This is a genomic window from Pseudomonas sivasensis, assembly GCF_052938085.1.
The window spans coordinates 3,506,721-3,521,934 of sequence record NZ_CP176442.1 but is presented as its reverse complement, the minus strand read 5'-3'; the positions used below and the strand labels follow the sequence as shown (position 1 = coordinate 3,521,934).

The following is a 15,214-nucleotide window of genomic DNA, read 5'->3' as shown; positions in this document are numbered from 1 at the left end:
GATCATCCATGTTGAAAACCACCACCCTTACCCTGGCGGCGTTGCTGGCCTCATTCAGTGTGTCGGCCGCTGATGCATTGCGCGTGGCCGCTGACCCGATTCCCCATGCACAGATCCTTGAATACGTGCAGAAGCTCGACCCGAGCCTGAACCTGAAGATCATCGAAATCCCCAGCGGCGTGAATTCCAACGAATTGCTGGCCCATGGCGATGTGGACGCCAATTACTTCCAGCACTTGCCGTACCTCAATTCCCAGGAGCAGGCCCTGGGCCAGAAGTTCGCGGTGGCCGCCACCGTGCATATCGAGCCACTGGGCATCTATTCCCGCCGCCATACCAACTTCGCTCAGGTGCCGGACAAAGGCACCGTCGCTGTGCCGAACAATGTCACCAACCTCAGCCGTGCCCTGTACCTGCTGCAAGCCAATGGCTTGATCAAGCTCAAGCCCGGTTTCAACGACGCTTCCAAGGACCAGGCCACACCTAAGGACATTGCCGAAAACCCCAAGCATTTGAAGATTCTGGAAATCGAATCGCCGCAAATTCCTCGCGCTCTGGACGATGTAGACCTGGCTGTGATCAATGGCAACTTCGCCCTCGAAGCTGGCTTGGAACCGGCCAAGGATGCACTGGGCCTGGAGCAGGCCAAGGGCAACCCCTACGCCAATATCCTGGTGACCACACCGAAGCTGCTGCAAGACCCGCGCATCCAACAACTGGCCAACGATCTGCGTTCGCCAGCGGTGGCCAAGTTCATTACTGAGAAATACGCCGGTTCGGTGATTCCGGTGGCCGTCGAATGATCGTTGTCGAGGGCGTCAGCAAAACCTACGCCGACGGCCAGCCAGCGGCGCTGGATAACGTGTCGTTGCAGATCGCCGACGGCGCGATTTTTGGCATTGTCGGGCGCAGTGGCGCAGGTAAAAGCACCTTGCTGCGCTGCCTGAATCTGCTCGAACGGCCCACATCCGGGCGCATCCTGCTGGATGGCCAGGACCTGACCCTGCTGAGCGACAAGCAACTGCGCCAGCAACGCCAGCGCATCGGCATGATCTTCCAAGGCTTCAACCTGCTGCATTCGCGCAACGTGGCGGATAACGTCGCGGTGCCGCTGGAAATCGCCAATGTGCCCAAGGCCGAACGCTCGGCGCGAGTTGCAGAACTGCTGGCGTTGGTGGGGTTGAGCGACAAGGCCCAGGCGTTTCCGTCACAGTTGTCTGGCGGACAGAAGCAGCGCGTGGGCATTGCCCGTGCATTGGCGGCGCGGCCGGCGTATCTGCTGTCGGATGAGGCCACCAGCGCCCTCGACCCGGAAACCACCACCTCGATTCTTGAGCTGTTGCGCGACATCAACCGACAGCTCGGCGTGACCATCGTGCTGATCACCCACGAACTGGACGTGGTCAAGGCGATCTGTGACAGCGCGGTGTCCCTGGCGGATGGCCGCGTGGTGGAAAGTGGCACGCTGCTGCAGTTGCAGGCCGACCCGTCCTCGCGCCTGGGCCGCTCGCTGACGCCGAGCCCGCAAGTGGTGAGGGCCGTATGAAAACCGATTGGAACGACATCCTGCAGTTGCTGCTCAACGCCACCGGCGAAACCCTCTATATGGTGCTGCTGGCCGGGCTATTCACCCTGTTGATCGGCCTGCCCCTGGGCGTGTTGCTGTTTATCAGCCGACGCGATGGCTTGTTACCGTTGCCGCGCCTCAACCGGGTATTGGGCGGGGTGATCAACCTGGGGCGTTCATTGCCCTTCGTGGTGATGTTGATCGCGCTGATCCCACTGACGCGCCTGATCGTCGGCACCACCCTGGGCAGCACCGCCGCCGTGGTGCCGATCACCATTGGCGCGTTTCCGTTCTTTGCGCGCATTGTCGAAACCGCCCTGGATGAAGTGGACAAGGGTCGTATCGAAGCCATCGTGGCCATGGGCGGTGATATTCGCCATGTGATCCTCAAGGTCCTGTTGCCCGAAGCCTTGCCGGCACTGGTGGCCGGAGTGACCTTGACCCTCGTGATGCTGATCGGTTTTTCGTCCATGGCCGGGGTGATCGGCGGTGGCGGCTTGGGCGACCTCGCTATCCGCTACGGTTACCAGCGTTTCAACAATCAGATCATGGTAGTCACGGTGATTGTGCTGGTGGTGTTGGTGCAGGGCGTGCAGAGCCTGGGGGATCGTTGCGTGCGGTCATTGGCCCATCGCCGATAGAGGTGCTGCGCCGGGTGGGGTGTGCCGCACGCCAGCGTCGTGCGGGTCAATCACTGCATGCTCAAGGGACGCGCGGGGCGGTGATTATTTCCTACCGTCTGGAGCGTCGATTGCCAGGCTGTTATCAGCGCGAACGCTTGGTTGTTGCGCACAAGCCTGACATCGCAGCTCAGGCGCAATGCTGATGATCCGGGGACCTTCCTCGCCTGATCAGAGTATGAGCATGACGACTATTTCCCCCCACACCAGCACTACCTTCCAGAACCTCCAACACTTCCTGCAGCGCGATAAACGCGGTGAGGGCATCGAGCACAACGGATTGCCGTCCAAGTCGTCGGAGGACGCCACCCAACAGCTCTGGCGACAGAGCCCTGGTTGGCCGGACAAGAATGGTGACGGTCGTACCGATGTGACCTACGAATTTCGTGTCCCGCCTGCCGGCACGGATACACGACGGTTCGGCAGAGTCGGGTTTACTCCTATTGGCGAGCACCAGCGGCAACAGACCCGGCTCAGCCTGCAATCTATCGAAGATGTCGCCAACGTCAGGTTTACCCAAGGGGCAAGAAGTCCCAGCAGCGAGGGGCATATCACGATCGGCAATTACGGCCATATGATCGATCGCAATGGCCGTCCCTATTCCTACACCAACCATGCTTTTTTGCCTTATCCCGGCAATAAAAACAGTGGTGATGTCTGGTTTGTGAACACAAAAACCCAGTCTGCGGTGGCCAACGCGGCCCTTGGCAATTCCGGTCGGCGCACCGTTGTTCATGAGCTGGGACACGCTATGGGCCTTAGCCATCCAGGGGCGTACGGTGCCGCGGGGTTGAAACCAGGGCAGGTCGATTCCTCAGAGGACTCTCGTAGCCATACCGTCATGAGCTACAGAGGCGAGCGCAGTACTTACATGCACCACCGCGGCTTTATGTCGTCGGCGCCGCAACTGGACGATATCAGCGCTTACCAGAAGAAATACGGTGCCAACCGTGACACCCGCAAAAATGACACTACCTATGGTTTCAACGCCAATTCGGATCGAGACTTCCTGAGTGTTCATGCCCCTGAAGACAAGATGGTGGCTGCCATTTGGGATGGCGGTGGTGTTGATACGCTGGACTTCTCCGGCTACAGGCAAGATCAGCAAATCAGCTTGAAAGAAGGGACCTTCTCCGATGTGGGCGGCCTCAAGGGCAATATCGCTATCGCGTACGGGACAACCCTTGAGAACGTCATCAGCGGTGCCGGCAATGACTTGCTGGTGGGCAATGAAGTTGCCAACACGCTGAAAGGCGGCGAGGGCGACGACCGTTTATACGGAGCAGAAGGGGCCGACATACTGTGGGGAGAAAAGGGCAAGGACGTATTCGTCTATGGGCATACCCGTGAATCGACTGAGGTCGCCCTCGACCGGATCATGGACTTTGTCAGTGGCGAAGACCGGGTCGATGTGTCTGGCCTTACGGCAGCGCTGGGCAAGTCAGCGCTGAGCTTTGTCAGCGAATTTTCCGGCGCCGTCGGTGAGGCAAAGCTTGTGTATGACCCGGTTCTGGAAATGAGCGCGTTACAGATTACCGGCAAGCCTGGTGAGGCGAACTTTGTCCTTGTCGTGGAGGGCAAACTGCAACGCGGCGATATCGTAGGTTGATTCAGGCAGGGGCGTGATCCTGCCCGATACTCTGGCGCAACAGCGCTTCAAACACCCGTTGCACCCGTGGCTCATCGCTGTGGGCCACGTTGAAACGCATCGAATCGCGATGGGCCGGGTCGTAGCCAAACAGCGCGCCCGGTGCCAGCACCATGCTGCGTTTCAAGGCCTCCTGAGCCAACAGCTCGCCGTTGACCCCCGGCGGCAGCCGCGCCCAGATAAACATCCCGCCTTCATACGCCATCGGCAATTCACACCCGCAACGCTTGAGCCATTGCTCGACGCGGCCACCGGCTTCCATCAAGCGCTGGACCATGCGCTTGCGGTGCTTGGCGTAGCTGCCTTCGCTGAGCATGCGGTAGACGATCTGCTCGAACAGCTCCGAAGTCACGCCGCCGCTCATTAACTTCATATTGGTCAAATTGGCCGCCAGTTGCGGTGCGGCCACCACAAAACTGACGCGGGTGTTGGCGCTCAGAATCTTCGAGAAACCCGACAGATAGGTGACTTGCTCCAGGCCGGCGACGGCAGCCAGGCGCGGTGGCGGGTTGGGGTGCAGGTCGCCGTATAGGTCATCCTCGACGATATGGCAGTGATGCTGCTGGGTCAGTTGCAACAGCCGAAACGCCTGGCTGGGACTGAAGGAGTGACCTGTCGGGTTATGCAGCACGCTGGTGGTCAGGTACAGGCTGGGACGGTGTTCGGCCAATAGCTGTTCGAGGGCGACGAAATCGAAACCATCGGGACGGCGCTGGATCGTCACCACCTTGACCCCATGCAACGCCAGGTTGGCGTGAAAGTTGAAGTAGCACGGCGCGTCGAGCAGCACCGTGTCGCCGGGACGGGCGAGCAGGCGCATCAGCATGTCCAGGCCCTGCACGGTGTTGGGGGTGGTGATGATCTGCTCCACCGGCACCGACAAACCTTCGCCGTGCAGCTTCTGTTGCAGGGCCTGGCGCAACGGCAGTAGTCCGGCCGGTGTGCCCAGCCCGGCGATGCGCAGCGACGGCGCGCGCACCACGCTGCGCATGGCCTGGCGGATAGCGTCGGCGTCCAGCCATTCTTCCGGCAGGTGGCCGCCGCCAGGGCGCAGTTCGCCGCTTGCGGTGACCAACGGGCGACGCAACACGCTAAGCAGGTCCTGGGGCAGCAGGTCGACCCACGCCACCGAGGCCGGGCGCGCGCTGTCCATCGCCACGAAGTAGCCACGGCCCTGGCTGGAGGTGAGCAGGTGGCGCCCGCGCAGGCGGTCCAGAGCTTCATTGAGGGTGAACTTGCTGACGCCCAGGGTCTGGGTCAGTTCGCGCACCGACGGTAATTTGCTGCCGGGCGCCCATTCGCCGTTTTCGATGGCTTGGCTGAACGCCTCGACGATCTGCTGCACCTTCGGCGTGCCGTCCACAAAGGCGATGGCGGATACAAACATAAACCTTCCTTGTGTTTGCTGGTGATTTTACCGGTGAAGTTAGGCCGGATTAGGCATCACTTCACCTGCCTTGTGCAATGCCGCTCCCCTAGACTGCGCGCCATCTCGCCCGGAATTGGCGAACTTTCCTACCAGCGAACCATGGATTTCGCATTCTCATGAAGACTTATATGTGTGCGCCCTGCGGATTTATGTACGTAGAAGAATTGGGCATTCCTGAAGACGGAATCCCGGCCGGTACCCCTTGGGAAGAGGTGCCGGAAGACTGGACATGCCCGGATTGCGGCGTGACCAAGGCCGATTTCATGGCCATTGAACTGTAACGCTCCATCACGAAAGGAATCGCTTCATGGAAAACAAACTGATTAACGCCGCCGTGCCGTTCTGTACCGGTGTGGCCCACCAGAAATACCTGGCTGCCGAGAAGGGCCTGGACACTGCCATCGAAGGCGGGTGCACCCACTGGTATATCGATGGCAGCCTGTTCGGCGAAATGGTCGATGACTGGACCGATGAGCGCATCGCCAGCCTGCAGGAGCAGATCGCGGCCACTGGTGTGAAACCGGTGTACCACGGCAATTTCAAGGCGCCGCTGGGCAGTGATGTGGACGCCTTTCGCGTGGCGGCCGTCGAATACGTGAAGAAAGAAGTTGATATTGCCAGCCGCCTGGGCGCGCCGCTGATCATCCACGGTGGCTGCATCGTCGAGCCAAAAATGGTGCTGATGGCCAAGAAAGTCGCCCTGGAGCACTACCTCAAGTCGGTCCAGGAACTGGCGCGTTACGCCGAGTCCAAGGGCGTGGACATCTACCTGGAAAACCTGTCGAACTACGTCAATTACCGGCCGTTCCACTACATCTTCACCCATGAAGCGGAATACGCCTTTGTGTTCGAGCGCCTGCAAGCCCATCCCAACGTGTACTTCTTCCTCGATGCGGGCCACGCCAATATCGAAAACGGTCTGCCGGCCGAGGTGGTGCGCAAGTATCACCACCTGATCAGGGGTATTTCCTTCAGCAATAACAATGGTGTGCAGGACCAGCACTTTGGTATTCATGACGGCAACTGCGATTACGCCGACGTGGTGCAGGCCATTGTCGAAACCAACTGGAAAGGCCTGGTGGCCTTCGAAACCCGCAACCAGACCGCAAAGGCCGCCCTTGGTGAGCTGGCGGTGATGTACCGCGAATCCCTGACCACCGAGATCGCTGTCGCCTGATGGATATCGGGGCGGGCGCCGGTGTGCCCGTCCCACGGCTTTCGTTTCTACCTACTCAAGGCCCTGGCCCATGACCACTGCGTTAACGCTGTCTTCGTTTCTCTATTTCCTGCTGTTCTGCGCCACCATGACTTTCAGCCCTGGCCCCATGACCCTGTTGCTGCTGAGCCTGGGCTTGAAGGACGGTTTGCGCAGCTCGATCCCGGCGCAGATCGGCGCCAGCGTGTCTTACCTAATTTCGATCCTGATTTTTGCCGTGGGCTTCTCGGAGCTGATCAAGGGCAACCTTGCCATTACCCAGACCATCCAGTTTGTCGGTGTGGCCTACATTCTCTACCTGGCCTACAAGCAGTGGACCAGCAGCGGTGTGGCGATCGGCAAGGCCGGCGCCGTGGAGGGCTCACGTAGCCTGTTCGGCAAAGGGCTGCTGACCGGGTTTTCCAACCCCAAGACCATCATCATGTTCAGCGCTGTGTTCCCGCAGTTTGCCGGGGCAGGGGAGCACAGTTCGGCGGCGGATATCGCGATCCTCGGCGCGACGTTCCTGATGCTGCAATTTGCCAGTGGCTGTCTGTATTGCTACTTCGGCCAGCGCATCAAGCACGTCTTGGAAAACCCCAAACGCCGCGTGTTGTTGCAGCGGGTCACGGCGGTGTTGCTGCTGGGTGTGGCGTTGATGCTGGCTAGGGGCTTTTCTCACTAAGCGCTTTGGCTCGTGCATTTGCGCCGTGGAATGAGCTTATGAGTGGTAGTGGCGAATTACTGGCGCCCTGATAGACTCCAGGCATTCATCCAGGATGACACCCAACCATGCCAGCCGCCGGAGGAAAGGGACTTCCGCTTGCTACCCGCTTGTATAAATCCCGCACGTTGGGGCTGACGCTCGGTTTGGTGTGTGTGGTGTTTGGCATGTATCCACTTAACCCCTCTGTGTGGGTATGGGCGTGGATGCTGATTAACGCCGTCGTCTGGCCTCATCTGGCGTACCGACTGTCTCTACGAACCGCCAACATGCTGCGCAGTGAACACCGCAACGTGTTGTTCGATTCGTTCTGCGGCGGGTTCTGGGTTGGGGCCATGCACTTCAACCCACTGCCCAGCATAACCACGCTGTCGATGATGACCATGAACAACGTCGCCCTCGGCGGCCCGCGCCTTATGTTGGCGGGGTGGGTGGCGCAAGCGCTTGGCATCGGCACCTCGTTGCTGATCTTCGCGCCGGCCTTTGTAGCCACGACCACCCAAGCTCAAGTCTATGCATGCTTGCCGATTTTGATGCTCTATCCCCTGGCGCTTGGCTGGATCTGCTACCGCCAGGCCGTGAATCTGTCCCAGCACAAACGTGAATTACTTGCCCTGAGTCGCACCGACAGCCTGACCGGTCTGCTCAACCATGGCGCTTGGAAAGATCATCTGGAAATCGAGTTCCAACGCTGCCGTCGCGAGCAGCAGGGCGCCGCGATTGCGTTGATCGACATCGACCACTTCAAGACCATTAACGACACTTACGGCCACGTCACGGGCGATATCGTCCTGCGCCAACTCAGCAAAATACTGCGCCAGAACCTGCGCGCCACCGATCTGGCCGGGCGCTATGGCGGCGATGAGTTCTGCGTGATCCTGCCGGGAATGCCGCTCAACCATGCCACCGAAGTGATGGATGCCTTGCGTGACCGCTTCAATGCCTTGGCGTACGCCCAGGACCCAACTCTGCGTGCCAGCTTGAGCATCGGCCTGTCGCGGTATCAACCGGAACATGTCGACTCCACCGGCTGGCTCAACGATGCCGACCAGGCCCTGTATGAAGCCAAGAGCAGCGGGCGCAACCGTGTCAGCGCGGTGCACGGGAGTTGGTTGCGCTCCGTTTAGTGGGGTAGGGTGGCTGCACCTCAACAAAAAACAAGGATCGGTCTATGCGCTTCGCCTTCCCCCGTACCCTCCTGGCCGCCACGCTGGCCTTGTCCTTCGCACTTCCGGCCTACAGCGCCGAACCCCACAAACAGATCCAGGCGGATGCCGAACAGTACAAGGCCGAGGCCCTGAAACTGCTGGAGCGCCTGGTGAATATCGACTCGGGCTCCGGCTACGGACCGGGCCTGACCCAGGTCAGCGACATTGCCGTGGATGAGTTGAAGCAGTTGGGCTTCAACATCGAACGCATACCGGATGCGACCGCCAACAGTAGCCATGTGATCGCGACCCTCAAAGGCACCGGCAAAGCGAAGATTCTGCTGATGGCCCACATGGACACCGTGTTCAAGGAAGGCTCCGCGGCCGAGCGCCCGTTTCATATCAAAGACGGTCGCGCCTACGGCCCTGGCGTGATGGATGACAAGGGCGGCATCGTCGCCGGCATCTACGCGCTCAAAGTCCTGAAGAATCAGGGCTTCAAAGACTACGAGCGCATCACCTTCCTCCTCGACGCCAGCGAAGAAACCGGCTCCGACATCGCCTCCGAGCTGATTCGCAACACCGCCAAGGCCCACGACGTCACGCTGAACCTGGAACCCGGCCGCCCCGCCGACGGCCTGGTGGTGTGGCGCAAAGGCAGCGCCACCGCGGTGGTCGAAGTCAAAGGTAAAGCCGCCCACGCCGGCGTCGCCCCCGAACTGGGCCGCAACGCCGCCATGGAAGCCGCGCACCAGATCCTGCAACTGGGCAAGCTCGGTGATGAAGAAAAGAAAACCACCATCAACTTCACCGTAATCAAGTCTGGCGACCGCACCAACGTGATTCCTGACCAAGCCACCGCCAAGGCAGATGTCCGCGCGGCATTGCCGGAAGAGTTTGATCGGATCGAGAAAGACCTGGTGCGAGTTTCCGCGAACAAACTGATCCCGGAAACCGAAGTGACCACCACCCTCAAACGCGGCCTGCCGCCGATGCCGCAGACGGCGGAGTCGGACAAGTTGGTAGCGATTGCCCAAGGGATTTATGGGGAGTTGGGTAAGAAGCTGACGATTGAGGGCAGCGGCGGCGCAGCGGATGCGAGTTTGTCAGCCGGAGTAGGGACGCCGACGTTGGATGGGTTTGGGATTGTGGGAGGCAATATCCATACGGCGGACGAGTACGCGGAGGTGGAGAGCGTGGCGCCTCGGGTTTACTTGTTGAGTCGGATGATTATGGAGTTGGCGAAGCGGTGATTTGACCCGGTACGGGGTTCATTTTGATCGGTGAACCCCTGCTCACCAGAGAGTGGCTGCGATACCTGAAATGTGAGTGGCCAGATGGAAAAACGCTCAGTTGAATTTTTCATAGTCTTGCGAATTTAAGGGCGCCAACCACATTTTAAAAAAATCGATTTGCTCTTTTGGGTTGTTCGTAAGATTGTTTTCCTCATAGTCGAATATATGAACGATGTCTTCACGAGATGCCTGTTTGCCCAGTGTCATTTCATAGGCGACAAGCCCGGCACTCATTTGAGACGCCATCCTCGATGGCATAACGTTTATCTTTGCGCCCTTGCAGAGAAATACGATATGAGGGAAATCGGTTCTGACTTTAGCAAGGCAAGCATAAATGTCTTTTTCACGGTAAACCTTATTAAAGTTATCGGCTTCAGAAAATGTCATTATCCGTTTGTCGAGGTCGTATCTTACCGTGACCTCCAATTTCTGCTCGCCGATGACTACCTTTATCACTTGCGCGTCCATTTTATTTCCTGTTTGGGTTAGGTGCTTAATGCCCTAAATAACTTCCGCCGTACTTAAAAGGTGTTACGTCCGAAATGTCTTCAGGGTCATATTTTATGATAGGCAGCGAATTTTTTTGTTTGAGCAGATCGAGAAAAACCTGATACGGGTTTGCGCGAATAGTCTGCCCCCGGAACTGAAGTAACCACCTCCCTCAAGCTCGGACTGCCACGCAAAGGGTTCATTTTAATGAGTGAACCCCTGTGGTGAGCAGGCTTGCCCTGCGCAGGGCAAGCCTGCTCACCACAGGGGTTGGGGCTTTTAGTCTCTAATTGACTCGGACCAGCGCTGGCAGAAATCGCGCTGCTCCTGAATATCGTTGGTGAGGTCGCTTTCCTCATAAGCAAAAATACTGGTGAGTTCACCATCAGGGTTTCCCATAGTCATCTCGTAGGCAACAAGACCATTCGACATCTGTGAAGACATTCCAGACGTGTGAACATTGATTTTTGCGCCTTTGCACAAAAATCTAATATCTTTCAAGTCTGCTCTCAATAAGCCAAAGCTCTCGAACAGGTCTAATGCGGTGTACGTTTTCCGTTCGCCATTACTCAGCAATAGACTAAGCGTTGGCTTTCCTTCCGCGTATTCGACGACTGCGCATTCACGTATACCGTTACTGATAATGGTTATTTCACGTGACTTCATGGGTATTCCCTCTGGGGGTTTAATAGTGTGTATCCCTTGGAGGAGCCGTCGCAATAATCAGGGCCTTAACGAAAAAAACCATCTGCAATCCCTCGCACTGTGTATTCAGGCGAGGGACTTTGCAGGCGTTTTCCGCAGCGGGGAGTAGCGCTTATCCGGCGCTTGCGTGGGAAGTTTCGACAGCTTTTATCTTCTGCCGCCCCAGCACCAAACTGCATAGCGCCGGTAAAAACAGCAGCGTCAACACGGTGCCCACCAGCACTCCGCCGATCAGCACGTAGGCCAGGGATGACCAGAACACCGACAACGTCAGCGGAATGAACGCCAGCGCCGCGGCCAGTGCGGTCAAGATCACGGGCCTGGCACGTCGCACCGTGGCCTCGACGATGGCTTCGCGAATCGCCATGCCGTGTTCCTGGTTCTGGCGAATCTGGTCGGTGAAGATCAATGTGTTGCGCATCAGAATGCCGCCAATGCCGATCAGCCCCAATATCGCGTTGAACCCGAACGGCTGATTGAACAGCAGCAGCGTCGGCACAGCCCCGATCAAGCCCAAGGGCGCGGTGGCGAAGACCATGAACATCACGCCGAAGGAGCGCACCTGAAACATGATCACTGTGAGGGTCAGCAGGATCATGATCGGAAACAGTGCGGCCAGGGCGACGTTGGCCTTGGCGCTTTCTTCCACCGGTCCGCCGATGTTGAGTTGATAGCCGGCTGGCAGCTTGGCGATCAGCGGTTGCAGGTCTTTGTAGACGGCCATTTCGACGTCGGGCGGTTGCACGCCGTCGATGATGTCGGCGCGCACTTCCACGGTGGTCGCTCGGTTACGGCGCTTGAGGATCGGCTCTTCCATCACCGCTTGGAAATGCCCGACCTGGGCCAGCGGCACTGAGGTGCCGGCACTGTTGGTCAGGGTCATGTTGTTGAGGTTGCCGAGGTTCTCGCGTTGGTTGCCCTGGGCGCGGGCCACCACGGACACGGTGCGGTTGCCTTCACGCACCTCGGTGATCGGGTTGCCGCTGAGCAGGGCGTTGAGCTGGGACTTGACCTCGTTGGGCGTGAAGCCCAGCAGGCGCAGGCGGTCTTGATCGAGTACCAGGCGATAACCACTGGTGCGCTCGCCCCAATCGAGGAAGGCGTCCTTGGTCAACGGGTTAGCGGCGACGACTTTGCGCACGTCTTCTGACAGGCCGCGCAACACTTCCAGATTCGGGCCGGACACACGGAATACCACCGGGAAGGGCACCGGTGGACCGAACAGCAATTGCGTGACGCGCACCCGCGCCGCAGGGAATTCGCCTGCCGCGATACGCTCACGCATGCGCAGTTTGAGGGCATCGCGTGCGTGGGAGTCAGGGGTCTGCACGATCAGTTTGGCGAAGGCCGGATCGGGCAATTCAGGGTTCAGCGACAGAAAAAACCGTGGCGCGCCGCCGCCCACGTAGGTGTCGACCATGCTCGTCTGGGGTTCTTGCATCAGCGCTTTTTCCAGTTGCGCCGCGACTGCCTCGGTGCTTTTGAAGGCGCTGCCGGGCGGCATGTACACCTCCAGAATCAGCTCGGATCGGTCGGAGTTGGGGAAGAACTGCTTCTTCACCACCCCCATGCCCAGTCCGCACAGCACAAACGCCGTCACCACCAGCCCGGTCACCAACCAGCGCCTGCGCACGCAGAGCTCCACTACCGCACGCAGTTTCTGGTAGTAGCGCCCGGCGTAGATGGCGTCGTGGCCACCGGGTACCGGTTTGATGTTCGGCAATAGCTTGACGCCCAGGTACGGGGTGAATACCACGGCCACCAGCCACGATGAAATCAGCGCGAAGCCGACGATCCAAAAGATATTGCCGGCGTATTCCCCGGCGCCCGAGCGCGCAAATCCTACCGGCAGAAAGCCGATGATGGTCACCAGTGTGCCGGTCAGCATCGGCGCGGCGGTGGAACTCCAGGCGTAAGTGGCGGCGTGGATGCGGTCAAACCCTTCTTCCAGTTTCACCACCATCATCTCGATGGCGATGATCGCGTCGTCCACCAGCAGGCCGAGGGAGATAATCAGCGCGCCGAGGGTGATGCGGTCGAACTCACGCCCAGTGACCAGCATGATCACGAACACCACGGACAACGTCAGTGGCACCGCCGCCGCCACCACCAGGCCCACGCGAAAGCCCAAGGCCAACAGGCTGATGATCATCACCACTGCCAGGGCGACGAAGAATTTCAGCATGAATTCATTCACCGCCAGGCTGATGTTTTTCGCCTGGTCGGAGACCTTGGCGAAGTTCACGCCCAGTGGCAGGTCTGCCTGGATTCGGGCTTCCTGGTCCTTGAGGCGCTTGTCCAGTTCCAGGCCGTTCCAGTGTTTCTCCATGATCACACCGAGCATCAGCGTCGGGTCGCCCTGATGGCGGATACGGTAGCTGGGCGGGTCTTCATAACCTCGGCTGACGGTCGCCACATCGGCAATGCGCAGCAGTCGGCCGTTGACTTCCAGTGGCACGTTTTCAATCAGCGCCAGGCTTTCGAAGGCACCGTCGATACGGATATAGGCGCGGGCACCGGCGGTTTCCACAAAGCCCGACGGCGCCACAGCGTTTTGCGCAGCGAGGGCGGCGAAGATCTGGTCGGGCTTGATGCCCAGGGTCGCGAGGCGCTCATAGGAAAACTCGACGAAAATCCGCTGGGCCTGCTCGCCGAGGATATTGACCTTCTTCACCCCCGGCAGATTGAGGAAACCCTGGCGCAGCTCTTCAGCCATTTGCACCTGCTGGCGATGGGGCAGGTGTTCGGCCTCCAGGGCGTACAGCGCAAAGTACACATCGGAATATTCATCGTTGAAAAACGGCCCGATCACTCCCTTGGGCAGCCTCGACGCTTCATCGCTGAGCTTTTTGCGGGTCTGGTAGAACAAGTCCTGAATCTCGCCGGGGCGGGTGGATTCGAGGAATGTCATGCGCATCGACACAAAACCTGGCTGGGCGATGGTCTCGACGCGGTCGTAGTAATCCAACTCCTGCAGGCGTTTTTCCAGGCGGTCGGCGACTTGCTCCTGCATTTCCTGGGCAGTGGCGCCGGGCCAGGCGGCCGTGATGGTCATCACCTTGACGGTGAAGGATGGGTCTTCGGCTCGCCCCAGTTTGCCGAACGAGAAAATGCCGGCGGCAAGGATCGCAATGATCAGGAACAACGTGACCGCACGGTGCTTGACCGCTAGTTCAGAGAGGTTGATGCCGCGCATGCTCATTGGTCCTGTTTGCGGTTGAGGGCCAGCGCCTGGGCGGGCAGCAGGCGCACCGCATCCCCGCTGTGCAGCAGGTGGGCGCCGAGGGCGACGATGACGGTGTCCGGGTTCACGCCGCTGTTGAGCAGGGCATCTTCCTGGCCGAGGCTGGCGACGTTGACGGGGGCAAAGGCGACTGTGTTATCGGCGCCGACCACCCACACTCCGGTGCCTTGCCCTGTATCGTGCAGCGCACCAATGGGCACGCGTGTCTGTTGCATCTGGCCGTTACCTTGAAGGCGCACGGTGATGGTTGAGCCGAGGGCGAAGCGGTCGACGGCGCCGTGCAGCACATAGCGCGCGCGGTACGTACGAGTGACGGGATCGGCACTGGCGGAGAGTTCGCGCAGCGTGGCCGCTACCGCCTGGTCAGGGGCGCCGAACGGGAAGGCCAGAGCTTTTTGCGAGGCCAGGTCGCGCTGGTTTTCCGGCAGGTTAACGATGGCTTCGCGGGCGCCATCACGGGCCAGACGCGCGACGATCTGCCCTTCGGCGACCACCTGGCCGCGGTCGACGCGTACGTCGGTGATGATGCCGTCGCCGTCGGCCTTGAGCACTGAGTAAGTGCGGCGGTTCTCGATTTGGCTGGCGTCGGATTGGGCCGAGGCCAATTCCGCTTCGGCGACGCGCAGGTTGGTCGCCGATTGGTCGAAGATCTGCCGCGACACAGCACCGGTACTCGCCAGACGTTCATAGCGGTTGGCATCATCGCGGCGCTGACGCAGTTGTGCCTGGGCGGCATTCACGCGGTTCTTGGCCGAGCGCAGGGCCAATTCGAAGTCGCCGATATCCAGTACCAATAAGGTGTCGCCACGAGAGACATGCTGGCCGGGATCGACCTTGCGCTCGATCACCTTGCCACTGACGCGAAAGCCCAAGTCGCTTTCCGTACGCGCCGCGACCACACCGGTGTAGGCGCTTTGTTGCGTGCCGGCAGCTTCGACCTTGGCGACGAGTACCGGGCGCGGTTGGGGCGCTTGGGCGGCGGTGTCGGCCTGGTTGTTACAGCCGCTGAGGATCACCAGCAAAGCCAGGGGCGAGAAAAGACGCAGGGGAAGAGGGTTCATGTCGGGCTCCAGGGGCTGACCAGTGGGCA

14 protein-coding genes are annotated in these 15,214 nt (G+C 59.6%); 9 read left to right on the top strand and 5 right to left on the bottom strand.

Annotation, left to right across the window (positions count from 1 at the left end; translation table 11 throughout):
- The first annotated feature begins 8 nt into the window (after positions 1–8).
- The 4 genes from ACKZ62_RS16410 (at position 9) to ACKZ62_RS16395 (ending at position 3,856) form a co-directional block, all read left to right on the top strand.
- A complete protein-coding gene (locus ACKZ62_RS16410) occupies positions 9–803 on the top strand; it encodes a MetQ/NlpA family ABC transporter substrate-binding protein (protein ID WP_032891093.1) in 795 nt (264 codons plus the stop codon).
- Positions 800–1,546 (top strand): methionine ABC transporter ATP-binding protein, encoded by a 747-nt coding sequence (locus ACKZ62_RS16405; RefSeq protein ID WP_122763763.1) that lies wholly within the window; start codon positions 800–802, stop codon positions 1,544–1,546. The genes ACKZ62_RS16410 and ACKZ62_RS16405 overlap by 4 nt, the downstream gene beginning before the upstream one ends.
- Positions 1,543–2,208: a methionine ABC transporter permease gene (locus tag ACKZ62_RS16400; RefSeq protein ID WP_032891095.1), complete on the top strand. Its 666-nt coding sequence runs from the start codon at positions 1,543–1,545 to the stop codon at positions 2,206–2,208. The genes ACKZ62_RS16405 and ACKZ62_RS16400 overlap by 4 nt, the downstream gene beginning before the upstream one ends.
- A 223-nt stretch (positions 2,209–2,431) precedes the next feature.
- Complete coding sequence (locus tag ACKZ62_RS16395; protein ID WP_181643654.1) at positions 2,432–3,856, top strand: M10 family metallopeptidase C-terminal domain-containing protein; 1,425 nt, start codon at positions 2,432–2,434, stop codon at positions 3,854–3,856.
- A 1-nt stretch (position 3,857) separates the two neighbouring features.
- Here ACKZ62_RS16395 and ACKZ62_RS16390 read toward each other — a convergent pair whose 3' ends face one another.
- The gene (locus ACKZ62_RS16390) at positions 3,858–5,282 is read right to left on the bottom strand and encodes an aminotransferase-like domain-containing protein (RefSeq protein WP_447095529.1); all 1,425 of its coding nucleotides are present in this window, start codon (positions 5,280–5,282) and stop codon (positions 3,858–3,860) included.
- Between the two features lie 158 nt (positions 5,283–5,440).
- Here ACKZ62_RS16390 and ACKZ62_RS16385 point away from each other — a divergent pair, with 158 nt between their 5' ends.
- The 5 genes from ACKZ62_RS16385 to ACKZ62_RS16365 all read left to right on the top strand — a co-directional run bounded on the left by ACKZ62_RS16385 (position 5,441) and on the right by ACKZ62_RS16365 (position 9,644).
- Complete coding sequence (locus ACKZ62_RS16385; RefSeq protein WP_016968943.1) at positions 5,441–5,605, top strand: rubredoxin; 165 nt, start codon at positions 5,441–5,443, stop codon at positions 5,603–5,605.
- A 26-nt stretch (positions 5,606–5,631) separates the two neighbouring features.
- A complete protein-coding gene (locus tag ACKZ62_RS16380) occupies positions 5,632–6,501 on the top strand; it encodes a sugar phosphate isomerase/epimerase family protein (RefSeq protein ID WP_447095528.1) in 870 nt (289 codons plus the stop codon).
- 70 nt (positions 6,502–6,571) lie between these two features.
- Positions 6,572–7,204, top strand: coding sequence for a LysE family translocator (locus tag ACKZ62_RS16375; protein WP_032891099.1), 633 nt, complete (start codon positions 6,572–6,574; stop codon positions 7,202–7,204).
- Between the two features lie 107 nt (positions 7,205–7,311).
- Positions 7,312–8,370 carry a diguanylate cyclase gene (locus ACKZ62_RS16370; protein ID WP_032891102.1) on the top strand — a complete coding sequence of 353 codons (1,059 nt, stop codon included), beginning with the start codon at positions 7,312–7,314 and terminating at the stop codon, positions 8,368–8,370.
- Positions 8,371–8,414: 44 nt separating this feature from the next.
- Positions 8,415–9,644, top strand: coding sequence for a M20/M25/M40 family metallo-hydrolase (locus ACKZ62_RS16365; protein WP_095185842.1), 1,230 nt, complete (start codon positions 8,415–8,417; stop codon positions 9,642–9,644).
- Positions 9,645–9,740: 96 nt separating this feature from the next.
- Here ACKZ62_RS16365 and ACKZ62_RS16360 read toward each other — a convergent pair whose 3' ends face one another.
- The 4 genes from ACKZ62_RS16360 to ACKZ62_RS16345 all read right to left on the bottom strand — a co-directional run bounded on the left by ACKZ62_RS16360 (position 9,741) and on the right by ACKZ62_RS16345 (position 15,185).
- On the bottom strand, positions 9,741–10,154 hold the full coding sequence (locus ACKZ62_RS16360; protein ID WP_447095527.1) for a hypothetical protein: 414 nt from the start codon (positions 10,152–10,154) through the stop codon (positions 9,741–9,743).
- 300 nt (positions 10,155–10,454) lie between these two features.
- Positions 10,455–10,841: a hypothetical protein gene (locus tag ACKZ62_RS16355; protein ID WP_447095526.1), complete on the bottom strand. Its 387-nt coding sequence runs from the start codon at positions 10,839–10,841 to the stop codon at positions 10,455–10,457.
- Between the two features lie 151 nt (positions 10,842–10,992).
- The gene (locus ACKZ62_RS16350) at positions 10,993–14,076 is read right to left on the bottom strand and encodes an efflux RND transporter permease subunit (protein WP_447095525.1); all 3,084 of its coding nucleotides are present in this window, start codon (positions 14,074–14,076) and stop codon (positions 10,993–10,995) included.
- A 2-nt stretch (positions 14,077–14,078) separates the two neighbouring features.
- Positions 14,079–15,185: an efflux RND transporter periplasmic adaptor subunit gene (locus tag ACKZ62_RS16345; RefSeq protein ID WP_447095524.1), complete on the bottom strand. Its 1,107-nt coding sequence runs from the start codon at positions 15,183–15,185 to the stop codon at positions 14,079–14,081.
- Positions 15,186–15,214 lie beyond the last annotated feature (29 nt).